The sequence below is a fragment of the Pseudomonas baltica genome, assembly GCF_031880315.1.
Lineage (GTDB): Bacteria > Pseudomonadota > Gammaproteobacteria > Pseudomonadales > Pseudomonadaceae > Aquipseudomonas.
In genome coordinates this window covers 3,837,694-3,861,803 of record NZ_CP134771.1, presented here as the reverse complement: position 1 = coordinate 3,861,803, position 24,110 = coordinate 3,837,694, and the positions used below count along the sequence as shown (strand labels likewise).

Genomic DNA, 24,110 nt, shown 5'->3' with positions numbered 1-24,110 from the left:
CATTCGCGCGGCCTTGGCCGCGCCGTAGGAGAGCCCCAAATGGCGCTGCCCAAAAAGCTCAAGAACATGAACCTGTTCAACGACGGTACCAGCTACGTCGGCCAATCCAAGAGCGTGACCCTGCCCAAACTCGCGCGCAAATTTGAGGCATGGCGCGGCGGCGGCATGGACGGCCCGGTCAAGGTCGACCTGGGCCACGGCGACGACGGGATCCAGATCGAATGGACTTTGGGCGGCTGGGATCTGACCGCCCTCCGTCAATTCGGCGCCATCTCGGCCAGCGGCGTGATGCTGCGCTGGGCAGGTTCAGTCCAACGCGATGACACAGGCGACGTCAGCGCGGTTGAGGTAGTAGTTCGCGGCCGCCACGAGGAAATCGACATGGGTGACGCGCAGCCTGGTGAAGATACCGAGCACAAATTCACCACGACCTGCAGCTATTACAAGCTGACCATCGATTCGAATGTCGAGATCGAGATCGACCTGTTGAACTTCATCTTCAACGTCAACGGTACCGACATGTACGCCGCGCACCGCAAGGCGATCGGCCTTTAACCCAATACGCCGGCCGCCCGCAAAGCAGCCGGCACGCATTCCCCCTCCCAAGGAACAGACGTTATGACCACCGAAAAAACCCCCTACGAAGAAACCGTCGAGCTGGATACGCCGATCGTGCGCGGCGAAGCTCCTATCGACAGCGTTGTGATCCGCAAGCCGCGCTCCGGCGAGCTGCGCGGCTTGTCGCTGATCGATGTGATGCAGATGGATGTCCTGGCGTTGCGCAAGTTGCTGCCCCGCATTACCACTCCAGCACTCACCGATCACGAGATCGGCAACATGGATCCGGCTGACCTGGTGCAGATGGGGACGGTAATCACCAATTTTTTGCTACCGAAATCGGCGAAGGCGGAAGCGTCCCTCGTTGCGTAGATGACGCGATGGCGGACATAGCGGTGATTTTTCACTGGGGGCCAGCGGCGATGGATCCGCTGTCCCTATCGGAGCTGATGGAATGGCGCGAGCGCGCGCGAGTAAGGAGCGGGGTCAAAGATGACTGACAAGTTGAAGCTGGAAATGCTGTGGTCGGCTATCGACAAGGTCACAGGTCCGCTCCGAAACATTACCGCCGGTTCCAACAAGACCGTCAGGGCGTTGAAGGAAGCAAGAGACGCCGTAAAAGAGCTCAACGCCCAGCAGGCCAACGTGACCGGCTACGCCCGGCAGCGCGAGGCGGTGCGCCAAAGCTCCGAGGAACTGGCAAAAGCCCAGGACAAGCTGCGCCAGTACCGCGAGCAGCTAAAATCCATGGACGCCCCTTCTGCCAAGTTCCAGAAAACGTTTGCGAACGCCAGTGCGGCGGTCGATCGGCTGTCGGCCAAGCACGGTGAGCAAAGAGCCGAGCTGCAGCGGCTGATCCCCCTGGTCAAAGCCACAGGCGCCGATACCGGGAACCTCGGTGCCACCCAGCAGCGTCTCGCTGCCGATATCCAGGCCGCCAATGCCGCGCTGCAGACCCAAAAGGACCGGCTCGCAGCAGTCAGCCGCCAGCAAGCGCGCGTGGCGAAGGTCAAGGAAAGCTATAACAAGGGTCGAGAACTCCAGGACAAGGCGGCCGTCGCCGGCGCGAGCAGCGTCGCCACGGGCGCTGCTGCTGGCATGCCCGTCCTGGGCATGATCAAAAACTACTCCGCCTTCGAGGATGCCATGGCCGGGGTAGCGAAGCAGGTCGACGGCGCCCGTGACGCCAACGGCAAGCTGACCCCGACCTATTACGCAATGGGCGCGGCCATCAAGACCATGGCCGAGCATATCCCCATGGCCACCACGGACATCGCAGCACTGGTCGAGGGCGGCGCGCGGATGGGGATCCAGGGCAAAGACGACCTACTCGAATTCGCTCGGGTGGCTGCCACTGCGGCCACCGCGTTCGACCTTCCTGCTGATCAGATTGGGGAGAGCCTCGCGCGGATCGCAGAGATGTACAAAATCCCCATCAAGGATGTCAGCAAGCTGGGTGATGCGATCAACTACCTGGACGATAACGCCATGTCCAAGGGCGCCGACATCATCGATGTAATGCAGCGCACCGCGGGTATCACTGCGTCGGTGGGCATGTCGTTTAAGGATGCCGCTGCACTGGGCTCCACGTTCCTGACCCTCGGGTCATCTGCCGAAATCGCGGGTACCGCGACCAACGCGATGATCCGTGAGCTGGCCATCGCGACCCAGCAACCTAAGCGCTTCCAGCTCGGGCTGAAGGCCATCGGGCTTGAGGCGAAAAAGGTGCAAGAAGGGATGACCAAGGATGCCACCGGCACCATCGAGGCGGTGCTCGATGCGGTCAATAAGCTGCCCAAGGGCGACCAGCTGGGGGTCATGACTCAGCTTTTCGGCAAGGAATACGGCGACGACGCTGCGAAACTGGCCGCCAACATGGGTGAATACCGTCGCCAGCTGGATCTGGTTCGCACCGATAAGGGCAATGGCTCGATGCAGCGCGAAGGCGACATCAAAGGCGACTTGTTGTCCGCGCGGCTGGAAATGACCAAGAACCGGCTGTTCAACCTCAGCAGCGCCATGGGGGAAACCCTGCGTCCCGCCCTTGTCGAGTTCGGCGAGGGGGTCGACAGGGTGCTGACCAAGATAAACGCATGGGTGCAAGCCAACCCTGGACTGGTACAAGGCGCTTTGAAAGCGGCACTCGGCATCGCAGCTGTATCAACCGGCTTTGGCGCAGCAGCGCTGGCCGTCGCGGGCGCCATGGGGCCGTTCCTCGCAGTCCGATTCGCCCTGTCCATGATCGGCATCAAAATCCCAGGGCTAGTTGGTTCTCTTATGTGGCTGGCTCAGAAAGCATTGCCCATGGTCGGCCAGGCGCTGCTGTGGGTCGGGCGCCTGGCAATGGCAAACCCGATCACCGCCACTATCGCGGCGATCGCGGTGGCGGCTTACCTGATCTACAAGAACTGGGACGCGGTGAAGAGCTACTTCGGCTCGCTGTGGGCCGAGATCACCCAGGACGCCCAGGGCGGAATCGCCGGCGTGCTTCGGATCCTCACCAACTTCAGCCCGCTTGGCATTTTTTACCGCGCCTTCGCCGGGGTCATGAGCTATTTCGGCGTCGAGCTGCCTGCCAAGTTCACAGACTTCGGCGGCATGATCCTGAGTGGCCTGGCCACCGGGATCAGCAACGGCCTGGGCGCGGTCAAGAGCGCGATCACTAACGCCGGCGAAAGCACCATCTCCTGGTTCAAGGAAAAGCTCGGGATCCACAGCCCCTCGAGGGTGTTTGCCCAACTGGGCGGGTTCACCATGGAAGGACTTGCTCAAGGGCTGAATCGTGGCCAAAGCGAGCCGTTGCAAGCGCTCGCCTCAATGAGCAAGCGGTTCACCCAGGCCGGCGCACTCGCGCTGGGCGTCGGGGCATCGAGCGGCGCGCTGGCGATCGACAACAGAGCCCCCATCTCAGCAGCTGCACCGACCACCGTCCAAAGGGCTGGCGACAGCATCAAGATCGAGATCAATGCGGCGCCAGGCATGGACCCTGCGGCGATCGCCCGAGCAGTCTCTGCCGAGCTGGACCGGCGCCAATCAGCCAAACAGGCGAGGGGACGTAGCTCCCTGTTCGACCAGGAGTAACCGACCATGATGATGGCCTTGGGCATGTTCATCTTCACCCTTGAAACCCTGGTCTACCAGGAGCTGCAGCGGCAGACGGAATGGCGACATGGAAGTACTTCCCGCATCGGTACCAATCCTGCGCGGCAGTTCCTCGGCCGTGGCGAGGATTCCATCACTCTGCCGGGGGTGGTGCTCCCCGGGCTCGCCGGCACGCCATTGAGCCTCGACGCGCTTAGGTCGATGGCCGATACCGGTAAGGCTTGGCCACTCATCGAGGGCACTGGGCGCGTACTCGGGATATGGATCATCGAAAGCATCAGCGAGACCCGCACCCTGTTTTTCAGGGATGGCGCCGCGCGCCGGGTGGAATTCACTGTCAGCCTCAAGCGCATCGATGACGGCCGCGTCGATCTACTCGGTACCGGGATCAGCACGGCGGGCAACATCCTTCGGAGCTTGCTGTGATTGATACCCTACTCAGCGCAGCCAGCGGGCAGGTCAGCAAAGCAGCCGATGCCTATCGCGAGCTCACAAGCTATCCCAAACCCATTTGCCGGGTGGTGGTCGACGGCAACGACATCACCTCTGCTGTGGTCGATCGCCTGGTCGGCCTGGATCTCGACGACAACCGTGGCCTGGTATCCGATCAGCTGCAGATTACTCTTTCCGACCACGACGGCAAGTTGGCCATCCCCCGTCGAGGCGCGGTGATTCGGCTGTGGCTCGGCTGGAGTGATACCGGTTTGGTCGATAAGGGCACCTATACCGTGGATGAAACAGAGCACAGCGGAGCGCCCGACATACTGAATATCAGAGCCCGCGGCGCTGATCTGCGCGCCGGATTCAAGGTGAAACGCGAGCGCAGCTGGCACGGCCAATCGATACGCGACATCGTCCAGGCGATCGCCTCTACTTATGGTCTGGGCGCCGTGGTCGGCGCAGCGTTCCAGATGCTCAAGATCGATCACCTGGACCAAGCGAACGAGTCTGACGCCAACGTGCTCACTCGCTTGGGCATCGAGCACGATGCAATCGCCACCGTAAAGGCAGGCAAACTGCTGTTCATGGCTGTCGGTGGCTCCACTTCAGCCAGCGGACTGGCCTTGCCATATGTGAACCTGACGCGTACAGACGGGGATCAGCACCGGTTTCTGCAGGCCGATCGGGATAGCTACACTGGCGTACGCGCGTTCTACTACGAAGTGAATAGCGCGGCGAAAAAGGAGGCGGTCGCCGGCGCCGGCGAGGCGCTGAAGGATCTCCGGCATGTCTATTCAGATCGCAGAAGCGCGCTGAATGCCGCCCGGGCAGAATTTCGCCGCCTGCAGCGTGGTAGCGCGACGCTGAGCTACACCCTGGCGAAAGGTAGGCCTGACCTCATTCCGGAGCTGAGCTATGTGCTTTCTGGGATCAAGGAGCAGATTACGGAAATTGTCTGGCTGGGCGGGAACGTCAAACACAGCTTCACCACTGAGGCGTTTACCACCAGCCTTGAGCTCGAATCGAAGCTTCCGGAAGAAGAGGACGTGACGGATCTGGCGGACTCCACTGTGAAATACACGGGGATCGCAGCGATGTACCGGGACGAGAAAACCGGCAAGGAGAAAAAGATCACGCTCGGAGACCAGGCCCAGCCGCGGCGGCTACCGCACCTCTATGCCAGCCATGCCAGCGCCAAGCGGGCAGTCCAACGAGAATTCAAGCGGCTGAACGCCGCCGCTTGAATATAGGGTGTCAGCCGTGCTTACAAAGAGCCAGGCCACGGTCGATCAGTGGCGTGACGGTGGCTTTCCACATCGCCCCATTGGCAACTACGTCCCGCTGAACCTCGGAGATATCGTGCCAATTGAATTGCTTCATGCGGCTGCGGGCTGAACCGTTGACCGCATAGGTGACATCGTTCGACTTGAACAGCACCCACGAAGGTGATTGGCACGAGAGGGAGCCGTTGGCCAAGGTCAATGGCCATTGCTCGCCATATTCTGACGCCGATATCGAAACAGCTGGTACATCCGGTGCGACTTGGTGCTCGCTCGGGCTGAAAAAGCCCCAAACCTTGAACCCAACCCAAACGACCAAGGCGACCAGGCTTAATCCCAGGACTGCCTGAGTAGCGGTAGTGCCTGGATCGCTGACACCGCAACTAGGGCACACCTTCGCCGTCGTTGATACTTCATGCTTGCACTCTTTGCAGGCTGTAAGACTCATTCCTACTCCCCTCTTCCATCCAATTATCTTCAATCTCCCGCCCTCCATCGGAAAGGCTGGTCACTGTATCGGTAGCCATCCCCATAGCTTCAGCCAGTCGGCGCAGATAGTACTGATCCTGCTCGGAAAGCTGCCTGTATAGGCCCAGTAGGCGGACCTCAATAGGGGACAGCTGCCCATTGCCCGCCTCGTTAATAGGCAGTTGGTTGTCACCAAGTTTTCGCGAATCGTGCATGTGTAGAGCTCCTTGAAATGCACGACGAAATCGACCTGATGGGGAAATGCTAAAGGCCCCGCGAGGCTCTGGCTCGGGGGCTTGAGGATTTTCGGGGGAGGGATTGCAGCGGGCCGTCAGCCAGTTTTTTGTTCCTGGTCTTCGGCTCGCGTCTTCATAGCGAGAAGGCTGGTGGCCATGCGGGTGACCATGAATTTGTCACCTGGGGTCAAGGCTCGGTACGTTTCCAATATCTTCGACTCATCGGACGAAAGATCTCCGGCACCCAAATTCCGCTCACCAAACAGAACGTAATGAATGTCCGCGCCAATAGCTGCGATCGCCAATAAATATGCGGTGTCGGGGTTCTGTCTACCTCGCTCGTAATTGCCTTGGGAATTACGTTTTACGCCTCCCGAATCAGCCATCTGCTCTTGATTAAGCGAAAGCCTTTCGCGCTCCTCCCGGAGCCGTTCGCCCAATGTTTTTTCCAAGGAATCTCCAGGCACACAATTTTTTGGCAGCACGAGCTTTACACAGCCAAAATCTTGGGCATAATGGTGGCACATGCAACACGAAAGTACACGAATGAACACTATGCCTAGCCCCCTCACATTAGAGCAAGCCCGCGCAGAACTTGATCGTCGCGGCGTAACCATTGTCGATTTCTGCCGGGAGCATGGGCTGAACAAAAATTTGGTCAGCGATCTACTACACGGCAGGAAGAAGGGCCGTAGAGGGGAGTCACATCGCGCTGCGGTGCTGCTCGGGATCAAAGACGGCGTGATATCAAACTAACGGCAGCGGCCTACATGAAAAACCAGAAAATGAAGCGGTCAACTCTGGAAACACGGCGCCAAGTGGTGAGCGCTTTGATCGGAGCCTATCCCGGTGGTCGCGAATGCGCCGCCCCACGCCTCGGCCTGGATCTGAAGAAGTTCGACAACCACGCCTACGAAAACAAAGGCGCCCGGCCGCTGAGCGATAGCCAGATCCACCAGCTTGAGCAGGACGCCGGCACGGCGTTTTTGCCTGAGTACGTATGCGGCCTCTACGGGGGTGTCTTCGTTCCGCTCGCCAACCCGGAACAGATGGACAACCTCGACCTATATGCCCGCGCAGTAAACACCGCAGTGAAGCGCGGTGCTGTGGACCTAATTATCGCCGAGGCGTTGAAAGACGGCGTCATCAACGCCCTGGAAGTTGAGCAAATCCTCGCAGCTCACCGCGCCCATGTAGCAGCGCGTCACGAGGAAATTGCCGCAGTGATCATTCTGCACCGGGAAAAATAACCCGGGCAGGCAGGAATCGAAGTAGGTGCAGGAAGCACCGCCAATTCTCGGCTAAGGCCGAAGGTCGCGATTAGCGACGGGGAGAACATAGTGAGCACGTACAAGCTGGTGTGTCCGCACTGCGGCGGGTCACTGCGCATTCGCACGAGCGTTGGTCAGCATATTTTCCTGCGGACTGCGTACTTGCAATGTTGCAACGAGGCATGCGGCGCAACGTATCGCGGCCAGTTCGAAATCACCCATGAAATGAGTCCCTCCGGCATGCCGAATCCAGGCGTCCAACTTCCGGTGGCACCCGTTTCTATCCGACGCGATGCCATGCGATCGGACTCAGACCAACAGATGGACCTACTCGAACTGGAGGCGGTGTGATGCATACCCCTACAAGCAGGATAGAAACCGAATACCGAGCGTCAATGCAGCAAGCTGCGCTTACCTTCATGCACCGGCATCAGAGTGAACATCTGGGCGATGACCAACAGCTATTCACTCGGGCTGTCACTCACCTGCAGGCCTTCCATGAGGTGCCTGTTTATCTCGCCGAAACCTTGGCGAGCCTTGCCTACAGCGAGTTGCGCGTCGCCGGCACACAGCGGCACCTGGATATCTCCTCCAGCAGCAGCTCGGTAGCCATCCTCTCCGATCCGGCGAGCGGCAAGAGCTTTGCCGTCCCGGTAGCAATGATCTTCCAAGTGTTGATCGATCCTCCTGACATACGGCCCAACCGCCCCGTCGACTGACCTAAACAACGACTGACCCGCTGCCGTGGGTTTGGGCAAATTGCGCCCGAAATCAGGGGACATACCGTGAACACATTGCTTTCGATCCGTATGGATTTGCCTCGAGGCACCGCCTCCGCGTTCCAGACGCACCTGCGCGAGCAGCTGCGTCTCGGAATCCAGGAGCACTGGTACTCGGACGAATTCCGGCTTATCGCTGATGGTTTGCGTACCGGGGCGATCCTGGCGAAGTACCCAGCACTGGCAGCACAGAAGAAAACCCTCGGCGCGCTTCAAGCCGCTATGAATGAGCAGGCGTAACCATGCAAAAGCACCTCTCGGTTGAGCAAGAGAAAGTCAGGACTGAGGTTCTTCTCCGGCTCGAACGTGACTACGGCCTACGTCACCGCGCTGGCACCGACTATATGCGCGGCGGCGAATGCCCTGCGTGCGCCAAAAAAGAGCTGTACACCAACTTCAATACGCCTTGGTTTATCAAATGCGGCCGGGAGAGCAAGTGCGGTCAGCAGTGGCACGTCAAGGAGCTTTATAGCGACCTGTTCGACGATTGGAGCAAGCGCGCCCCTTCGACGGAGTCGCAGCCAACCGCCAGTGCTCGGGCCTACTTGGAGTTCGGGCGAGGCTTTCACCTCGAACACTTGGATGGCCTGTTCACCCAGGAGAACTACTTCGACCGCGACCTTGGCATCGGCTCCGCGACCGTACGATTTCCGCTTGAAAAAGGAGGCTACTGGGAGCGTCTGATAGATCAGCCGCAACGCTTTGGTAAGAAGAAGGCCCGCTTCAAACCAGGCGAGAGCTACAAGGGCGTGTGGTGGACATCGCCCCACGTCGACCTACTCGAGGCGAGCGAGGTATGGATCGTCGAGGGCATCTTTGATGCGATCGCCTTGCAGCATCACGGCATCGCGGCCGTAGCTGCCATGTCATCGAACGCATTCCCTGAGCAATCTCTGCGGGATCTGGCACGCGATCGGGACGGCAATCTGCCGACTTTGGTTTGGGCCTTGGACAACGAACCGGGTGCACATCGTTACACCCGCAAGTGGGTCACCATGGCTCGTTCAATGGGCTACAAATGTACGGCAGCGCAGATCCCGCAGATGGACAAGCGCAAGGTCGACTGGAACGACTTGCACCAGCGGTGGGCCTTTGTCGACGAGGACGCCCGCCAACGCCGCATTGACAGCGACCTAGGCCAAGCCCGCCATCACGGCGCACTGCTGATAGCCGAAAGCGCCAGTGAGAAAGCGCACCTGATGTACACCTGGAAGGAACGGGAGGAGTTCCACTTCGGTTACGACTCGCGCCTTTACTGGTTCAAGCTGGATATCTCCAAGTTCAACAGCGCCATGCAGGCCCTCGAGTCCAGCGAGGGCCACGAAGACCAACTGCTCGACGAAAAAGGTCGCCGCGAAAAGGCCCTCCGGATGTCGGGTTGCGTGGTGGAGATTGCGAACTGCTACCCAAAGGCCCTGTATTTCCAGCGGAACGAGATCACCGACGAGTCCTGGTACTTCTTCCAGGTGGACTTTCCCCACGACGGTGGTTCCGTGAAAAACACCTTTACCGGGGGCCAGGTCGCGGCCGCAAGCGAGTTCAAAAAGCGCCTGCTCGGCATGGGCGCCGGCGCAGTGTTCACCGGCAGCGGTCAGCAGCTCGACAAGATCATGAAGGATCAGTTGTTCGGCATCAAAACCGTCCAGACCATCGACTACATCGGCTACAGCAAGGAATACAGCTGCTACGTCTACGGCGACGTGGCGGTGCGCGCTGGGCAGATCATCGACATCAACGACGAAGACTTCTTCGAGATGGGCAAGCTCAAGCTCAAGAGCTTGCAGAAGGCCGTGCCGGTTAAACCACAGCGGGACGTCAAGCTCTATAGCGACGAATGGATCAAGCTGCTGTGGACTTGCTTCGGTGCTCAGGGCGTCGTCGCGCTGACTTTCTGGTTTGGATCCCTCTTCGCCGAGCAGATCCGCGCCCGGTATCAGTCGTTCCCGTTCCTTGAGGCCACTGGTGAAGCCGGCGCTGGCAAGACCACCCTGCTCAACTTGCTATGGAAACTGCTCGGCCGGGCCGGGTATGAAGGCTTCGACCCGTCGAAATCAACCAAGGCCGGGCGTAGCCGCCTGATGGGCCAGGTTTCGGGCATGCCAATCGTGCTGCTGGAGTCCGATCGCAGTGGCGACGACAAGTCCCACGCAAAGAACTTCGAATGGGATGAGCTCAAGGATTTCTTCGGCGGCGGCACGCTGGCCACCAAAGGTGTGAAAACGGCCGGCAACGAAACCTATGAGCCGCCTTTCCGCGGAACGATCGCCATCAGCCAGAACGCCCCGGTGGTCGCCTCCGAAGCGATCATGACCCGGATCGTGAAGCTGCACTTCGTCCGCCCCAACGTAACGCCGGAAAGCCGCGCCGCAGCCGACAAGCTCACCGCGCTGGATGGCGACCGACTCAGCCATTTCCTGCTCGCCGCAGTGAAGCTGGAAGACGCCGTCATGACGCTGTTCGCCGATCGCATGCCCATCTACGAAACGATGCTGCGCAGGCTCCATTCCCATTGCTTTGTGTGCGCAACCGAATATCCGCAGCACCAGGACTCCCAGTCGTGCCAGGCGTGCGGCAACCGACTTAAGGGCTACATCCGGGTCGAGCGGATCATCAAGAACCACGCACAGCTGCTGGCACTGCTGGATTGCTTGCTCCATGTCGTGCCCCTGGGCGAGCACCAGGTGAAGACCGTCCAGCGCTGCCTCATCGGAATGGCGATCGAGCGGCAGAACGCGATCAGTGCTGATCACCCTGTCGTCGCGGAATTTTGGGAAGTGTACGAGTACCTGCAAAGCCTCGATGCCGAAGGCCCCGTGGTCAACCACGCCAAGAAGGACGGCCTCATCGCGATCAACCTCAACGAGTTCGCCGAGCGCGCTGCAGAGCACCGCCAGAAGCTGGCCGACGTCGGCGAATTGCGCGATCGCCTGACGGAATCCCGCTCCCACAAGTTCCTTGAGAAGAACAAGGCCGTCGACAGCGCCGTACGTGCGCACCAGGCCATGCGTGCAAATCATACGGTCGCGAAGTCCGCAACCGTGAAGTGCTGGATTTTCCAGGCGTAGGGCTGCAACCCCGCGCCAATTACCCCGAAAGGAGAGACTCATGCAACCTACGAACCAAATCAATGAGCAGCACCGGAGCCACGTTGCCGGTCAGCTACTAGGCGTAGTGATTTCCATCTTGCTGATGGTCGGTGCCGCCTCCCAAGTACCCGACCTGATCATCTGGCTGATCCGCTGACTCGAGAAAACAACATGTTGATTCAAGTGATTCTTCGGCATAGCTCAGACGGTTTGGCCACGCAAAGGCAAGCCGACGCCCTCGCCTGCGCCATGGGCAAGAAGGCTCCTATGGTGTACGCCGAGGCCTACGACCCGCAGGGGTTGCTCGGGATCTTGGAAGTTCGGGCCGCCGGCGGCAACCGCGAAATGCTGGTGCTGAACTGCAGCGCGGAGCAAGTCCTGGCAGCTCTGGAATGGCAATCGTGCACAGAAGAGAACGTCGAGTTCGAGGACCTGGTGTTGCACCTGGTGCGAGTCGAGCCGCGAGGCGCTGTTGCCCGCGCGGAATAAAACAAGCGGTGCCGAGGAGCTGCAACTCCCTGGCACCTACCACTTCGAAAGGATAGACCTCATGCAAGAGACAACCAACAACGGCGGCGTGGATCAGGCTACCACCGCTGCGAACTTGAAGCGATATCGCGTTACGGAATCGTGGAAGGACTACGAGGTGACGCTCGAGGTCAACCTCGACGTACTGACCGTAGAGCGTGCCAGCCTGATCAACGACTATTTGTCTGATAACAAAACCAGATTGGCCGATGAAAATGGAGACATCATTCGTGTCGCAATCCGTATGGCCGGCACCACCATGATCCGGATCATGCTCGAGCAAGGCGGTGCAGAATTTGGCCCGGAACTCACAAATTTGTTCGGTGATAGTCCTGGTGTTGCCCGGACCTACGACTTGCATAGCACGGAAGGTTTCGGCGGATGTGAAGCTGCTGAAATGCCCTACGGCTGGTGCGGGATCCGCGTACTCGGCGCAGCCGTCGATGTGCCGACGTTTTTTGAGGTCGAGCTGTCAGAAATCAGCGCATTAAGCGGGCCAGTAAAATGAACCCACTAGCACTTCAAGCCCTTGAAAATGCCCGCCAACGCCTGGCGCACCAGCGCCCCAGGCAACCCATGCCGCGCAAATTTTGGACGACAGGTGAAGAGCGCGCTCTGGCTGAGCTTTATCCGGAGACGCCAATGTGTGAGTTGATCCAGCTATTGGGACGCGATGCGAGAGCTATCTATGCGAAAGCCCAAGCCCTTGGGCTCCATCGCAGCGGCTCGTTCTTGGCAAGCGAACATAGCGGACGATTGAGCACCAGCAACGACCCTGGCACCGCAACCAGGTTTCAGAAAGGAAACACGGCCTGGAATAAGAACAAACCTTTCCGTGCCGGCGGTCGATCGGAGCAAACACAGTTTGCCCAGGGCGCCATGCCTCACAACCATGTCGACGTAGGTACCGAGGTCTTGGCCACCGATGGCTATATGAAAATCAAGGTGGAAGAACCGAACGTTTGGGAGTGGTCACACCGACGAAACTGGGAAGCCGTAAACGGCCCAATCCCCAAGGGGCATGCGCTAGTGTTCAAAGATGGAAATCGACTCAACTGTGAAGTCGAGAACCTTGAGTTGCTGACACGCAGCCAGCTGATGTTGCGAAATACCATCCACCGGTATCCGCCGGAACTGAAGGGTACGATCCGCCAATTGGGCAAACTGAAACGTGCTATCGAGGCCGCTGATGAAAAATAAAATGACCGATCTTCGCGACCATTTGTTCGCGACCTTGGAAGCACTGCAGGACCCTGAGAAGCCGATGGATATCGACCGTGCTAAAGCGATTGCAGACGTTGGCAAAGTCCTAGTCGACTCAGCCAAAGTAGAGGTTATGTTCATCAATGCGGTCGGCGCCGGCGTCAAGACCACCGGGTTCATCGAATCTGAGCGTGAAGCATTGCCCGCTCCGGGGTGCAAAAGATGAGTGACGAACTAAAGTCATGCCCGTTTTGCAATGGCAAAGCAGGCCATTCAATGTGGAGCATCCACAACTATCACCGCATCCTCTGTAATGAATGCGGTGTGGAAATGGACTACTTCCAGACAAAGCAACGTGCATATGACTGGTGGAACACGCGGGCCAAGACCCCAGACGAGTCCATTGTCCAAGAACTCGCCACAGTAAAAACCGATCATCGCGTATTGATGCTCAAGCACGTTGACTTGCAACGGCGGCAGTTGGCAAGTCTAAGCGGCGAGGAAAGGGCAGTTGCAGAGGTTCTACAGTGTCAAATCGATGCGCTACAAGGGCAGCTTGCATCACTCAACACTGCGTGCTCCTGTCCTTCTGGGGACGGGTCGCTACGCTGGCCGTGCGCGATTCATCCGCCTGAATCAGCATCGGCCGCCCTAGCCGAATGGATCAGTGTTGCTGATCGCCGGCCAGAAGATCGAAAAGGTGACTACCTGATCACCTCCTACCGGGGGGAGGTGGCACTGTCAGAATGGATTTATGACGACCAAATTGGCTGGTGTTTTTGGTACGACCCGGAGGCCACCCACTGGATGCCCCTTTCCAACGCCGCCAGGAATAAACCCAGCAATTCCATGACCATATTCTGATCAACAGCTCCCAGGTACGTCGCTAGACTGCCTTGGGAGCTCCACCTGATTGAAGGCAAGCCATGAACTCCCAACCAACCAATATTCTGGTGTTCGAGGATCTGCAACGCATCACGGGCTATCAACGCAGGTCCGATGTTGAGCGCACGCTCGTAGAGCAAGGTATTCGCATGTTCCGGGGCCGGACAGGGCCGTGGACTACGCTGGATCTCATTAACCAAGCGGCCGGTTTTAGGCCAGCCACAGCAGACCGGTACGACGCCGAAATCCTATGAGGAAAGCACGGAAGCGGAAGCATAATCCGCATATTCCCCCCCACATCGATCAGGCCGCTCTCCCTGCGGCCGTTTACTTCGACCAGCGTGGATCAGGGGTCTGGTACACGTTGCACTATGACGAGACGGGCAAACAGCGCAGGCGAAACATCGCTCCAGCCGAGGTGTCGCTGGCGGATCTACACCAGATCATGGACGACTGCTCGAACGTCGACCGTGGGACCCTGCGGTACCTTTGCAAAGAGTTCCACGGGAGTGCCAAATACAAAACCCTGGCCCCGAAGACTCACGAGGATTATTGCTATTCACGGGACGTCCTTCTCGAGTTGCCCACGAAACTGGGCAAACTTGGGGACCTAACCGTCAAGAAATTCACGCCCGCCCTGGTGCAAAGGATCGTCGATAGGCTCGCCGATGACGGCACACCCTCAAAAGCTGCACACGCGCTTCGATATCTACGGCGAGTTATGCAGTGGGGCAGAAACAGAGGCTTCGTCGATGTAAATCCGGCTTTAGGGATCGAGGCGCCCGTGGAACGTAAGCGCCGCAGGCTGCCAACGCACCTGGTGATGGACGCTCTTATCGATCGGGCCCGAGCATTTGGTCGCCTGGCCAGAAACGAGCCAGGCGGGTGCCCGGAGTACTTAAGCTACGTGATGGAGCTTGCGTACTTGTGCCGACTGCGAGGCATCGAGGTCATTACCCTCACAGACGCACACGAGCTGGATGAAGGCGTGATGACAAACCGAAGGAAGGGCAGCCGGGACAACGTGGTGCGTTGGACGCCGCGGTTGCGGGCAGCATGGGACGGGGCAAAGGCCTATCGCGCTGAGATCTGGACCAAGAAGAAAACCGCTATCCACATCAGGGCCGATCGTCGCTACATCATCGTCGCAAGCCACGGAGGCGCGCTCCGTAAATCCAGCCTGGATAGTGCTTGGCAACGTTTCATGATTTCCGCCATTGGAGACGGAACAATTGACCAGGAGCAACGGTTTGGCCTGCATGATCTGAAGCGCCGCGGGATCACTGACACCACTGGCACCAGGGCAGACAAGCAAGAGGCCAGCGGCCACCGGGATGAGTCAATGATGGATATTTACGACCTGAGCGTTCCGCTGGTGAATCCTTCTGCCGATTGAAAATCCCTTGCGTAACAAGCACATCGGAGCCCGCATAAACAGCGGGCTTCGCCGTTTTTGCACGTAACAGAAAAATTTACAACTGACTGATTTATAAGGAAAACAGAGGTTCCTTGTAATCAGTAGGTCCCGGGTTCGACTCCTGGTGCCGGCACCATTTGAGGTTCCAGAGAAGGCTTTCAAAATCTCTGGAACCCTTGAAAAACCCGCCTTCTGGCGGGTTTTTTCGTTTTGGCGTTCCGTCGGATTCCGGTGGCAGCCAGCGCTTTTAAGGGTAAAGATTAGGGTAGGTTTCAATTCGATAATAGGGAGTACCCTTATGTCGCGTACAACCGCACCTCTTACCGACACTGCTTGCCGCTCGGCAAAGCCTACAGACCGCGCCTACAAGCTCTTCGATGGCGACGGGCTCTACCTCCTCGTTCAACCGAATGGTCGCAAAGGCTGGCGTCTTCGCTATGTAAAGCCAGACGGGCGGGAGGGCCTGACCTCTTTCGGCAACTACCCGGTGATAACCCTCGCCGATGCACGACGGAAACGGCTCGAGGCGAAAAGGCAGCTGGCGAATGGCATTGATCCCATTGAGTCAAAGCGTGACGCCAAGACCACGGCTGCTATCAACGGCCGCACATTCGAAGAAGTAGCGTTGGACTGGCACAAGGAAATGTCTGCCAAGTGGGCGCCCGGGCACTCCAAAACCGTACTGAGCCGGCTCAAGACTCACGTCTTCCCCTTGATTGGCGCCCGAGCCATCGTCGAACTGGATACCCATGACTTGATGACGCCGCTTGAGGCCATCAAGAAGCGCGGCACGATCGACGTTGCCTTAAGGGTACAAAACTACCTCCAGAGCATCATGCGGGAAGCCAAACGGCTCCGGCTGATCATCCAGAACCCAGCGCACGATCTCGAAGGGTCAATAAAGGCCCCCCGCGTGAAACACAGGCCCGCACTGCCACTGGCTCGCCTGCCAGAACTGCTGGAACTGATAGACACCTATCGCGGCAGGGCCCTCACGCGGCTGACGGTGATGCTCTCCTTGCACGTGTTCGTGCGCTCCAGTGAATTGCGCTTCGCTCGCTGGAACGAGTTTGACCTCAAGCGCGGTATCTGGGAGATACCCGACACCCGCCCCGCGTTGGACGGCGTACCCTTTTCCACACGGGGTACAAAAATGGCCGGAGACATTCACCTCGTACCCTTATCCCCGCACGCGGTGACCCTGCTGGAGCAGATCCACAAGATCACCGGCAAATTCGACCTGGTGTTTGCCGGAGACGCCAAGCCGTGGAAACCGATGTCCGAAAACACGGTGAATGCTGCATTGAGGACGATGGGCTATGACACCAGGGCGGACATCTGCGGCCACGGCTTTCGCGCCATGGCGTGTAGCGCACTGATCGAGTCCGGGTTGTGGTCAGAGACGGCAATCGAGCGGCAGATGAGCCACAAGGAACGCAACAACGTGCGCGCCGCGTATATCCACAAGGCCGAGTTTCTTGAGGAGCGCCGGATGATCATGACTTGGTGGAGTCGGTTTCTGGAGGCAAACCGCGGGGATCATGTGACGCCGCATGAATTTGCCAAGCAGGCGGGTGAGAACGTCACGCGCATTCGCAGTGCCAGGTGGGCCGAGTAGCCCGCCGCCCCACCGCTGCAAACCCGCTGTGTAGTTACACGCCGCACCGCATGAAGCTCCTCCGCGCGGGTCCTTTTAAACGGGGCTGCAAAGCCGCCCCGTTTAAAAGGACCGAACGTTGAAAAAAACGGCTGGCACAACTGAGCGTCTGTGGAAAACCACCATTGTCCACCGGAGGATAATTTTATCCACAGGCGCTAATTGTCTGAAATCTCGCCGCTTGACGTCTTTTGTCCACAGGCGTAAACCAGGCATTGCAAGTGCTGCCGAGGCAGCAAAATGTGGCCAGAAACCTGAAAGGTCACGCCCCTCGTGAGGCGGTTCATCCCAAGTACGATTCGCGTCCGGTAGCTCGTACGGTCACTACCCATGTGATGGATGCCTACTCAATATCGTTGCCACTGCGGCAACCACCCTACCCTTCTGCCCAGCAGCAACCTACCCGCTTGGCCATTTCGTGTGCGCCAACCCTTTGCCCGTCTCTTTCTCCAGGAAAGAGACGGGCGCTCAAACCACCGCTGCAGCCCATATAAAACGTGGCTTTGCCGCAATCCTCCTCGTGACAATCGGCGTGACAAACACCGAAGTCACCAGCAACAGCGATGTAGATGATGGTGCCGCAGACCATGGATTGGACTGCACCTGGCTGACAGCGAGGCATGCCCCGGTCACCGCATAGCTGCCTTCACCCGACTCAGGATCTCGCGGCGCTGGTTTCGTCAGTCAATGCAGCCTCCACCCGCCCACCGGTAACGGTGCTCAGGGGGCTAGATCCTGAGATGCCCTTGCTCCCGGTCGTAAGGAGCTGCCAGTCCAGCGTTAAGGACATCCCCACAGGCCGCAGGGGCCTTGATCCCTGATAACACTCAACATTCTTGGCGGGATGACGTGGGGCAGAACTGGAGAAACGGGTAGGAGGTGTGCGACATGGCATTAGTGGGTGGACGCGATGGTCGTAATTTCGGCTACGGCAGACAATTGAGCTACGCAGGACCGCAAGCGCTGAAAGATATGTTCGGCGGCGGGCACTACGGTACGGTCAAGGCGAACAGTGATCGGTGGCGGGACTTCGTGAAGTGGTGCCGGTCCGAAGCGGGACCCGGGATCAATGATGCGCGGCAGATTGACCGCGAGGTGTTGTCAAACTATGTGGCATACCTTCGCGGCCTGGTTGAGCACGGCCACCTAGCTATCAGCACTGCGCAAAACCGGCTATCCAGCGTTAATAGGACAATGGCTGCGCTTCGCGGTGATCAGTATGTGAAAGTGCCAAGTCCGAGCAAGGCGTTGGGTATGCAACGAACCGGAGTTCGTCAATCCGTGCCACAGGGCCAGGATCGCGAACACATACAGCGAATAGTCGAGGCGCTTTGCAGCCGTCACCATCTAAGGGCTGCGGCTATCGTGCAGCTGGCACGAGCCACCGGTATGCGTTTGCGTGAGGCCATCTTGGCTGACCTGCCCCGGTTGAGCCGCGAGGCTGAAAGCTTAGCCAAGATCAACGTTCAGGACGGCACCAAAGGCGGCCGCGCCGGTGCATCAGCACATCGCTGGATTACGGTGGACGACCATATTCGTGCCGCGCTTGAGTTTGCGAAGCAGGTATCGCCTGCTGGTAGCCGCAACCTCATTGCTTCGAACGAAAGCTACTTGAGCATTCTTCAGGAAATCGTCCGCCCTGCGCGCGACACCATTCATGCACACAACCTCAAAGGCTTCCATGAGCTACGAGCCGCGTATGCGTGTGAGCGCTACGAGGAAATTACCCAACATCGCGCACCTATCAACGGTGGTGAATGTTGCCAGATGAATCCGCGCCTCGATCATGAAGCGCGGAAGCAAGTCAGCTATGAGCTAGGGCACGGTCGGATCGATGTGGTCGCTGCCTACATCGGAGGACGGACGTGAGTAAGTCATTCGATATGGAACTGTTTTTGGCTGGCGTGCTGATTGGATCGCACGCAACGCGGCAACGTCATGTGCGCCAGGCAAAAATCATTCAGGTTGCAATCGCAAAGCGCTGGCAGCGGGAAAACCCTTGGACTTGGCAAAAGAAGCATGTGGTGTGGTTTCTTGAGAATCGCTAGAGCGAACACAGTCAGGCAACGCAGTACTACTACGTGCTGACCGCCCGACTGCTAGCTCGACGTCTAGGAACGTCATGGCTTTTCAAGCTCTGAAGGGGATGTGATCCCGATAATCACGACCGACTGCAATCGGCCAGCAACTGCCGTTCAGAATCAGCTACTCGGCCCGTCTGCCAGTAAAGGACAACATGCGTTGCTCGCACGGCTATTGCCGCGCGCCACCGCAGCACAATTTTGTGCCTCCGGCAGTTTCCGGCAAGGCGGTGTAGAGTTTTTTTAAGCTCGATTGGAGCCAAGTACTGGACTAAAACTCCCGTTTTTACGGAAGGTCTAGCTCGGCAGGCCTGCGTCCGATTCCGAAAGTTGCGCCCGATTTGGGGGATGGAGTCACGATGAGTCGTGTAAGATTTCGATAATGATATTTTAACGATCACATGGCCGCGACCCGATGACTGACAAGAAAAAACCGAGCTTAAAAGACCTCATCAGAGCTAGTTCCAAGCGCGAAGTATCCACATCTTTGGGTCCTCTGTACATACGCCATCTGGTCTACAAGGATTACAAAACAATAGTCGAATCGGGCGCTTTCGAAGAAGCTAACGAGCGTGAGATCGGCCTACAAGCGATACGAGCTACGACGTCCACCTTGCAGGATCCTGGTGGATGGGATGGGCTCAACGATGAAGTTTTTTCGATGCTAACAACATCTGACTTAGATGCACTGGCGACCGTGGCCCTTGAGGAGGCCGAGTATCCAGCAACCGAAGATTTAATCGCTGGTTTGGGTCGAGGTGTCCTTGACCAATACGCTGACCTTGATCAGGCGAGCAAGAAAATTTTCGATCAGTTTCGAAACAGCCTTTCGTTCCTTCAACCTAGCACCTTGGAATCCCTGACCGCTTCGGTAACAGCGATCGATCAGTCGAACCAAAAGTGGAAATCACTCGTTTCGAATATTTATAGAGATCCGTCAGTTGCACATGTGGCAAACGGCATGGAAAGCCTCAAATCGCCATATCAGGACCGCCCTCCTTACACGAAAAGTGAGATTATTTTACCGAAATTGGATTTCTCCAATACGAACGACGCACGGGCGGCCAGGGCCTCAGAAAAGGCCGTAGACGTCCTTAACCAGCTGGCCGCACACATGGGGGAGGTTCAGGCGCATACCGCTTCGATGTATTCGACGCTGGTCCTTGAAGCCATACCACAATGGATGGCCCAACAAGAAAGCAACAAGGAGCAATCCGAGCTCTCTCTACGAAGCGCTGCGAGCAGCCTGCGTTGGACGAAATGGGCCGTTATCACAAGCATTATCACGTCAATTGGGATTGCTGCTTACCAGCAGCAAAGCGGCTACGTAGATGCCGATACGACTCTGCGGCAGGCTAACGAACGCCAGGCCTACTGGGAGAAGCAATCGGCGACACAACAGGCGCTCCTGAGCACGCAAATTCAAGCGACTCAGAATCTCCAGGCGGAGCTGAAATCGCTAAATTCGCTATTGGGAAAGTCATTGACCTCGAATGCGCCTGCTACCAAGCTGACCAATTCAAAAACTAGCAAAAAACAATCGCAACGGTGATCGTGCTGTCTACGACCTCGGGGAGTTGCATATGGAGAGCTTCAGCGTCGACGAAAGTGGCTATACCGGATATGACCTGCTAAATATCGAGCAGAGGTTTCAAGGGGCCGCAGCCATTGCCATTGATGATAATCAGGCCAGACGCTTGATTCAAGAGCACTTTCCTAAGCTACAAGCGGAAGAGCTCAAGTACCGGGCTCTGTCACGCCGGCCAGCCAATCACCCACGGCTTCTGGCGTTAATGCGTGATGTCCTGAACCATCACAAGTGCGTTACCTACGTCTGTGATAAGCGCTTTCTGCTGCTGCTGATGTTTCTGGATTACGCAGTTGAACCGTACTACCACGAGCGCGGATGCGACTTTTATAAGGATGGGCAGAACTACGCGCTTGGGTCGCTGCTTTATGTGGCGGGTCCCCCCCTTCTTGGAGAGGCAGCCTTTGAGCAGTTGCTTGTTTGTTTCCAGCGAGCAGTAAAGGAAAAAAGCCCTGTAGCACTTACCGACCTCGTGGCTGCTGCTGCTCGGGCCACACGCTGGCAGGAACTACCGGAAGCTTTGGGGCCTTTGGCACAGTATGCCGCGCCGGAATGCCTTCAAGCGATCGCCACATCAGGTGTCACCACTGACGCCGCTTTTGTGGTGTTGCAATCGCTGATAAGCCGGATGGAAGTCATGGCTGATGGCCCCTACTTGGTTGAGCATGATCAGTCCAAGAACCTGCTCACTTACCATGACTTGCTGCTGCGCTTTATTAATCACAAGGACGAGGTCACATTTCGCCAATCAGAGATCGCGAGCCTCACCTTTCCACTCAAGCTCCAGTCAGTGACACAAGTCGACTCGAGGACCAGTCCTGCAGTACAGCTGGCGGACGTTATGATTGGTGCTGCCATTGAGGTGACTAACACGCTTACGGGGCAGCGCGCCGGAGGGTTGAATCCTCATGATGTTATGTCCCTCTATGCGGATCATCAGATAATCCACATGCTGCCCTCGACTGACTTCGAAGGGCAGAAACGTTTCCGCCAGGATACGCAGGCCAGTGAGGTCATAGATTATTTCGGCAAAAACTTCAGTAATCCCTAGGTGATATTCCGCTTCGAGTGGAAAGCTGTCTTCGTCAGGCGGCCGCTTCTGGCCGTTTTCGGCCGATCACCACAGACAAAAAACGGCCAAAAGTGCTCATTTCCTGACGTTGGCATTCAGCCGCCCGCTTTAGCGGGTCGACTTGAACGAATGGTAAGCCGTTTTCTACCAAACTTTGATATTGAGATTGGCCGCAGAAACAGACTTTATTTCCCAGGCTATCGCTTGAAAATCCACGGTACCGCCAGCTGTTTGAAGCGGGTGTATTCCGTGTGATTGGCAAACAAACGACTCCGGAATAGTAAAGCCTGCAGAGGACAATTTCTTAATTGGTTCAGAGAAGCAATTTCGATGATCCATGTTTGTATGACTAGGTTTCAGTCTTCTCTCGTTACCGGATGAGCCTACCCCGGTATTTGTGTTGCCCGACGTAGCAAAGGGCATCCCACTCAGGAGTTTAGATACCTGCAGATGCGATCCTGCTAGTACGAAAATACAAACAGTATCGGGATCTCCTCGTTTGATTTCAGAGAGTCGCAAAAAATCCTGAATGATATTCGATGGAGTGCAATGCGAAGAACCTGCCCACTTTGCTTCTACGGCAATTTGGGCATTTCGTTTTGGCAGCCCCCTACCCGCAAGAACAAGTGCAAAGTCGAGCTCTCTCTTACGGCCGGATTGAGCAGTAGGATTCAAGAGTGCGTGAGGAAAATCTGCATGAACGCGCTCACCTTTCACTAGGATTGGGAATGAGCTAAGAACCTGGCCCACTGCGGCCTTCAACGAACTTTCGGAAAGCAATCCAGCTCTATAACAGCAAAATTCCATGTGCAGCCAACTACCAATGGCTTCGGATATGCGTCGGGCTATATGCATCTGCATAATGTAATCTCATTCGTGAGTGCAAGTAATTGGTTAGGGGGATGCAATTGTCACAACTTGCAGCCGTGTTTCATACAACATCAACGCTACCGTGAGCTTCAATTGCCGACTAACCTTGAGATTCAGGTGACCTATAAAACTCACCACCTTCCAAAACAGGCTTGAAAAATTTATCATAAATAGCCTGATTGTTAAAATCGTGTGGTTCGTAACCTAACATACGCGCAGGAGACATAAGAGGTTGAACTAGAGCCTCATCCCTCGCATATGTTGATGTGAAAAATATTGAATTTCTGACCAGCTGTTTATTTTTCACCGAGCTGATCAGTGCGGAAGCGGGCATTATGGCCTGACCAGACTTAAAAGAATGGTAGAACATCAGGTCCTCCCGCAATGTTATCTGATAAATCCCCGCTACACCTACAGACTCAGCTATATCAACCGTGACGGTGCCGGTGCACTTTCTGCTTGGTATTTCCTTCCTGATTTTCACACGTAACAAAAAGTCCCCTGGAGTAACCGGCGGCCCTCTATTGATAGAAACTCCGTAATTGCTTCTCATTACGAGGTTTTGAAACTCGTCGCCATCATCCTCCGAAGGTTCTTCACCGAGAATATCAGTGAAATCGATGTCCCCAGACCCAAGCGTCGCATCCACGGCAATCGGTAGAGTACTCTCACCAAAGCAAAGCTCAGCTTGCACTCCATGCCAGGGCTGGTCATAGGGTAGCAGCAGTGAATCATTGACAACGATTATGTAATGGGCACCTTCTGGTACGTGTCCGGCCGACTTATGAGCTTCGAATTTCTCCAATTTGTCTTTGATAGCTGATGTGACTGACAACAAACGCTCACGAAACACTAAATCTCGCTCCTCAGGCGCTAACTTGCTTCGCCCAATAAGCTCTCTGATAGAATCTTGCGGGGTTGGCGTAACCACTTCAAAACAAAAAGTCTCACCATTTTTCGAGGCAACAAAGTCTGGCCCAGAATCCTTGCTTTTAATGTCGCCGAAGCCCATCCCCAAAAGCCTGTAGTAAAACAGCATCTCCGCCATTCGCTGGGAATATGCACCTGAATCAGGCAGCATGACTTGCGTATTGAACTGAGTATCCTTTAAGTTCGAAAACCTCAAGAAGAGGGACTCTAGACCTTTTATCATACAGTCCATTATCAGCTCCATGCGCTGACCACTTTGGGGAGACTTATCATAAAAATAGGCAAATCTCGTGGTTAATATAGTCCGCCACTTAGTTTGAAGATAGGCCATACACAAATCATTTGTTCTGTTCTTCTTTGTCGTTCCTGGCTTTGCGGAGTTTTGCGTTTCACTATTTGGCATGACGATCAGGCTTCCAGATTCATATCGCTGTTATAGCACAGAAGCCTGCAAGGAATGGTTACTTACTTAGAATAGGCTCGCATTGAGCTAATCACCATAAACAGTGGCAGGTGTCGCGACGCTGGGCGGCTCTTCACCTAGCAATTTCGTGCTGGCTGAAAATGGCCTTGGGTACCAACAGGTTGCTCCTCAGATGGTTCTGGAGCGCCTCGCTCACCCATTGTTCCATCTCAAGCTCGTCACGCTCCGTGAACA

General features: G+C 56.8%; 29 protein-coding genes and 1 pseudogene. 25 read left to right on the top strand and 5 right to left on the bottom strand.

Annotated elements, in window-relative coordinates; translation table 11 throughout:
- Positions 1-39 precede the first annotated feature (39 nt).
- The 6 genes from REH34_RS17315 (at position 40) to REH34_RS17290 (ending at position 5,345) form a co-directional block, all read left to right on the top strand.
- Positions 40-555 (top strand): phage major tail tube protein, encoded by a 516-nt coding sequence (locus REH34_RS17315; RefSeq protein WP_311968578.1) that lies wholly within the window; start codon positions 40-42, stop codon positions 553-555.
- Positions 556-618: 63 nt separating this feature from the next.
- Positions 619-930 (top strand): phage tail assembly protein, encoded by a 312-nt coding sequence (locus tag REH34_RS17310; RefSeq protein ID WP_311968577.1) that lies wholly within the window; start codon positions 619-621, stop codon positions 928-930.
- Positions 931-938: 8 nt separating this feature from the next.
- Positions 939-1,058 (top strand): GpE family phage tail protein, encoded by a 120-nt coding sequence (locus REH34_RS17305; RefSeq protein ID WP_311968576.1) that lies wholly within the window; start codon positions 939-941, stop codon positions 1,056-1,058.
- Positions 1,051-3,639, top strand: a complete 2,589-nt coding sequence (locus tag REH34_RS17300; RefSeq protein ID WP_311968575.1) for a phage tail tape measure protein — start codon at positions 1,051-1,053, stop codon at positions 3,637-3,639. Before REH34_RS17305 ends, REH34_RS17300 begins: the two co-directional genes overlap by 8 nt.
- A 6-nt stretch (positions 3,640-3,645) precedes the next feature.
- Positions 3,646-4,086, top strand: a complete 441-nt coding sequence (locus REH34_RS17295) for a phage tail protein (protein ID WP_311968574.1) — start codon at positions 3,646-3,648, stop codon at positions 4,084-4,086.
- Positions 4,083-5,345: a phage late control D family protein gene (locus REH34_RS17290; protein ID WP_311968573.1), complete on the top strand. Its 1,263-nt coding sequence runs from the start codon at positions 4,083-4,085 to the stop codon at positions 5,343-5,345. Before REH34_RS17295 ends, REH34_RS17290 begins: the two co-directional genes overlap by 4 nt.
- 10 nt (positions 5,346-5,355) lie before the next feature.
- On the opposite strand, the gene REH34_RS17285 is transcribed toward REH34_RS17290, so the two are convergent.
- From REH34_RS17285 to REH34_RS17275, 3 genes are all read right to left on the bottom strand, one after another.
- A complete protein-coding gene (locus REH34_RS17285) occupies positions 5,356-5,829 on the bottom strand; it encodes a DUF2511 domain-containing protein (protein WP_311968572.1) in 474 nt (157 codons plus the stop codon).
- Entirely contained in the window at positions 5,795-6,064 is a 270-nt protein-coding gene (locus REH34_RS17280) for a hypothetical protein (protein WP_311968571.1), read from the bottom strand. Before REH34_RS17280 ends, REH34_RS17285 begins: the two co-directional genes overlap by 35 nt.
- A gap of 116 nt (positions 6,065-6,180) precedes the next feature.
- Positions 6,181-6,537 (bottom strand): helix-turn-helix transcriptional regulator, encoded by a 357-nt coding sequence (locus tag REH34_RS17275; RefSeq protein WP_311968570.1) that lies wholly within the window; start codon positions 6,535-6,537, stop codon positions 6,181-6,183.
- A gap of 103 nt (positions 6,538-6,640) precedes the next feature.
- Between REH34_RS17275 and REH34_RS17270 the strand changes: the two genes are divergently transcribed.
- The 19 genes and pseudogenes from REH34_RS17270 (at position 6,641) to REH34_RS17180 (ending at position 21,631) form a co-directional block, all read left to right on the top strand.
- Positions 6,641-6,841: a DNA-binding protein gene (locus tag REH34_RS17270; protein WP_311972110.1), complete on the top strand. Its 201-nt coding sequence runs from the start codon at positions 6,641-6,643 to the stop codon at positions 6,839-6,841.
- A gap of 29 nt (positions 6,842-6,870) precedes the next feature.
- The gene (locus tag REH34_RS17265; RefSeq protein WP_311972108.1) at positions 6,871-7,335 is read left to right on the top strand and encodes a YmfL family putative regulatory protein; all 465 of its coding nucleotides are present in this window, start codon (positions 6,871-6,873) and stop codon (positions 7,333-7,335) included.
- A 90-nt stretch (positions 7,336-7,425) separates the two neighbouring features.
- A complete protein-coding gene (locus tag REH34_RS17260; protein WP_311968569.1) occupies positions 7,426-7,707 on the top strand; it encodes an ogr/Delta-like zinc finger family protein in 282 nt (93 codons plus the stop codon).
- Between the two features lie 44 nt (positions 7,708-7,751).
- Positions 7,752-8,075 carry a hypothetical protein gene (locus REH34_RS17255; RefSeq protein ID WP_311968568.1) on the top strand — a complete coding sequence of 108 codons (324 nt, stop codon included), beginning with the start codon at positions 7,752-7,754 and terminating at the stop codon, positions 8,073-8,075.
- A gap of 66 nt (positions 8,076-8,141) precedes the next feature.
- A complete protein-coding gene (locus tag REH34_RS17250) occupies positions 8,142-8,375 on the top strand; it encodes a hypothetical protein (protein WP_311968567.1) in 234 nt (77 codons plus the stop codon).
- 2 nt (positions 8,376-8,377) lie between these two features.
- The gene (locus REH34_RS17245; protein WP_311968566.1) at positions 8,378-11,200 is read left to right on the top strand and encodes a toprim domain-containing protein; all 2,823 of its coding nucleotides are present in this window, start codon (positions 8,378-8,380) and stop codon (positions 11,198-11,200) included.
- A 40-nt stretch (positions 11,201-11,240) separates the two neighbouring features.
- Positions 11,241-11,378: a hypothetical protein gene (locus REH34_RS17240; RefSeq protein ID WP_311968565.1), complete on the top strand. Its 138-nt coding sequence runs from the start codon at positions 11,241-11,243 to the stop codon at positions 11,376-11,378.
- A 14-nt stretch (positions 11,379-11,392) separates the two neighbouring features.
- Positions 11,393-11,710 (top strand): hypothetical protein, encoded by a 318-nt coding sequence (locus REH34_RS17235; protein WP_311968564.1) that lies wholly within the window; start codon positions 11,393-11,395, stop codon positions 11,708-11,710.
- A 61-nt stretch (positions 11,711-11,771) separates the two neighbouring features.
- On the top strand, positions 11,772-12,257 hold the full coding sequence (locus REH34_RS17230) for a DUF2528 family protein (RefSeq protein ID WP_311968563.1): 486 nt from the start codon (positions 11,772-11,774) through the stop codon (positions 12,255-12,257).
- On the top strand, positions 12,254-12,949 hold the full coding sequence (locus REH34_RS17225; RefSeq protein WP_311968562.1) for an HNH endonuclease signature motif containing protein: 696 nt from the start codon (positions 12,254-12,256) through the stop codon (positions 12,947-12,949). The genes REH34_RS17230 and REH34_RS17225 overlap by 4 nt, the downstream gene beginning before the upstream one ends.
- The gene (locus REH34_RS17220) at positions 12,939-13,178 is read left to right on the top strand and encodes a hypothetical protein (RefSeq protein ID WP_311968561.1); all 240 of its coding nucleotides are present in this window, start codon (positions 12,939-12,941) and stop codon (positions 13,176-13,178) included. The genes REH34_RS17225 and REH34_RS17220 overlap by 11 nt, the downstream gene beginning before the upstream one ends.
- Positions 13,175-13,816, top strand: coding sequence for a Lar family restriction alleviation protein (locus REH34_RS17215; RefSeq protein ID WP_311968560.1), 642 nt, complete (start codon positions 13,175-13,177; stop codon positions 13,814-13,816). Before REH34_RS17220 ends, REH34_RS17215 begins: the two co-directional genes overlap by 4 nt.
- Positions 13,817-13,878: 62 nt before the next feature.
- On the top strand, positions 13,879-14,091 hold the full coding sequence (locus REH34_RS17210; RefSeq protein ID WP_311968559.1) for a DUF4224 domain-containing protein: 213 nt from the start codon (positions 13,879-13,881) through the stop codon (positions 14,089-14,091).
- On the top strand, positions 14,088-15,233 hold the full coding sequence (xerC, locus tag REH34_RS17205) for an integrase (protein WP_311968558.1): 1,146 nt from the start codon (positions 14,088-14,090) through the stop codon (positions 15,231-15,233). The genes REH34_RS17210 and xerC overlap by 4 nt, the downstream gene beginning before the upstream one ends.
- Before the next feature lie 319 nt (positions 15,234-15,552).
- Positions 15,553-16,872 carry an integrase arm-type DNA-binding domain-containing protein gene (locus REH34_RS17200; RefSeq protein ID WP_311968557.1) on the top strand — a complete coding sequence of 440 codons (1,320 nt, stop codon included), beginning with the start codon at positions 15,553-15,555 and terminating at the stop codon, positions 16,870-16,872.
- Between the two features lie 927 nt (positions 16,873-17,799).
- Positions 17,800-18,780, top strand: a complete 981-nt coding sequence (locus REH34_RS17195) for an integrase domain-containing protein (RefSeq protein ID WP_311968556.1) — start codon at positions 17,800-17,802, stop codon at positions 18,778-18,780.
- Positions 18,777-19,052 (top strand): annotated as a pseudogene (locus REH34_RS17190) (hypothetical protein). The gene REH34_RS17195 and the pseudogene REH34_RS17190 overlap by 4 nt, the downstream one beginning before the upstream one ends.
- A 355-nt stretch (positions 19,053-19,407) precedes the next feature.
- Positions 19,408-20,544 (top strand): hypothetical protein, encoded by a 1,137-nt coding sequence (locus REH34_RS17185; protein WP_311968555.1) that lies wholly within the window; start codon positions 19,408-19,410, stop codon positions 20,542-20,544.
- A gap of 31 nt (positions 20,545-20,575) precedes the next feature.
- Positions 20,576-21,631 (top strand): DUF3800 domain-containing protein, encoded by a 1,056-nt coding sequence (locus tag REH34_RS17180; protein WP_311968554.1) that lies wholly within the window; start codon positions 20,576-20,578, stop codon positions 21,629-21,631.
- Positions 21,632-21,796: 165 nt separating this feature from the next.
- Here REH34_RS17180 and REH34_RS17175 read toward each other — a convergent pair whose 3' ends face one another.
- Both REH34_RS17175 and REH34_RS17170 read right to left on the bottom strand, forming a co-directional pair.
- On the bottom strand, positions 21,797-22,513 hold the full coding sequence (locus tag REH34_RS17175) for a hypothetical protein (RefSeq protein WP_311968553.1): 717 nt from the start codon (positions 22,511-22,513) through the stop codon (positions 21,797-21,799).
- A gap of 109 nt (positions 22,514-22,622) precedes the next feature.
- Positions 22,623-23,855 (bottom strand): hypothetical protein, encoded by a 1,233-nt coding sequence (locus REH34_RS17170; RefSeq protein ID WP_311968552.1) that lies wholly within the window; start codon positions 23,853-23,855, stop codon positions 22,623-22,625.
- Positions 23,856-24,110 lie beyond the last annotated feature (255 nt).

Coding starts and splice junctions, on each gene's coding strand:
- REH34_RS17255 (WP_311968568.1), top strand. CDS start 7,752: ATGCAGCAAGCTGCGCTTACCTTCATGCACCGGCATCAGAGTGAACAT.
- REH34_RS17195 (WP_311968556.1), top strand. CDS start 17,800: ATGGCATTAGTGGGTGGACGCGATGGTCGTAATTTCGGCTACGGCAGA.
- xerC (WP_311968558.1), top strand. CDS start 14,088: ATGAGGAAAGCACGGAAGCGGAAGCATAATCCGCATATTCCCCCCCAC.
- REH34_RS17315 (WP_311968578.1), top strand. CDS start 40: ATGGCGCTGCCCAAAAAGCTCAAGAACATGAACCTGTTCAACGACGGT.
- REH34_RS17185 (WP_311968555.1), top strand. CDS start 19,408: ATGACTGACAAGAAAAAACCGAGCTTAAAAGACCTCATCAGAGCTAGT.
- REH34_RS17180 (WP_311968554.1), top strand. CDS start 20,576: ATGGAGAGCTTCAGCGTCGACGAAAGTGGCTATACCGGATATGACCTG.
- REH34_RS17215 (WP_311968560.1), top strand. CDS start 13,175: ATGAGTGACGAACTAAAGTCATGCCCGTTTTGCAATGGCAAAGCAGGC.
- REH34_RS17300 (WP_311968575.1), top strand. CDS start 1,051: ATGACTGACAAGTTGAAGCTGGAAATGCTGTGGTCGGCTATCGACAAG.
- REH34_RS17270 (WP_311972110.1), top strand. CDS start 6,641: ATGCCTAGCCCCCTCACATTAGAGCAAGCCCGCGCAGAACTTGATCGT.
- REH34_RS17285 (WP_311968572.1), bottom strand. CDS start 5,829: ATGAGTCTTACAGCCTGCAAAGAGTGCAAGCATGAAGTATCAACGACG.
- REH34_RS17225 (WP_311968562.1), top strand. CDS start 12,254: ATGAACCCACTAGCACTTCAAGCCCTTGAAAATGCCCGCCAACGCCTG.
- REH34_RS17245 (WP_311968566.1), top strand. CDS start 8,378: ATGCAAAAGCACCTCTCGGTTGAGCAAGAGAAAGTCAGGACTGAGGTT.
- REH34_RS17310 (WP_311968577.1), top strand. CDS start 619: ATGACCACCGAAAAAACCCCCTACGAAGAAACCGTCGAGCTGGATACG.
- REH34_RS17305 (WP_311968576.1), top strand. CDS start 939: ATGGCGGACATAGCGGTGATTTTTCACTGGGGGCCAGCGGCGATGGAT.
- REH34_RS17235 (WP_311968564.1), top strand. CDS start 11,393: ATGTTGATTCAAGTGATTCTTCGGCATAGCTCAGACGGTTTGGCCACG.
- REH34_RS17200 (WP_311968557.1), top strand. CDS start 15,553: ATGTCGCGTACAACCGCACCTCTTACCGACACTGCTTGCCGCTCGGCA.
- REH34_RS17210 (WP_311968559.1), top strand. CDS start 13,879: ATGAACTCCCAACCAACCAATATTCTGGTGTTCGAGGATCTGCAACGC.
- REH34_RS17220 (WP_311968561.1), top strand. CDS start 12,939: ATGAAAAATAAAATGACCGATCTTCGCGACCATTTGTTCGCGACCTTG.
- REH34_RS17230 (WP_311968563.1), top strand. CDS start 11,772: ATGCAAGAGACAACCAACAACGGCGGCGTGGATCAGGCTACCACCGCT.
- REH34_RS17280 (WP_311968571.1), bottom strand. CDS start 6,064: ATGCACGATTCGCGAAAACTTGGTGACAACCAACTGCCTATTAACGAG.
- REH34_RS17295 (WP_311968574.1), top strand. CDS start 3,646: ATGATGATGGCCTTGGGCATGTTCATCTTCACCCTTGAAACCCTGGTC.
- REH34_RS17170 (WP_311968552.1), bottom strand. CDS start 23,855: ATGCCAAATAGTGAAACGCAAAACTCCGCAAAGCCAGGAACGACAAAG.
- REH34_RS17265 (WP_311972108.1), top strand. CDS start 6,871: ATGAAGCGGTCAACTCTGGAAACACGGCGCCAAGTGGTGAGCGCTTTG.
- REH34_RS17240 (WP_311968565.1), top strand. CDS start 11,241: ATGCAACCTACGAACCAAATCAATGAGCAGCACCGGAGCCACGTTGCC.
- REH34_RS17175 (WP_311968553.1), bottom strand. CDS start 22,513: ATGCAGATGCATATAGCCCGACGCATATCCGAAGCCATTGGTAGTTGG.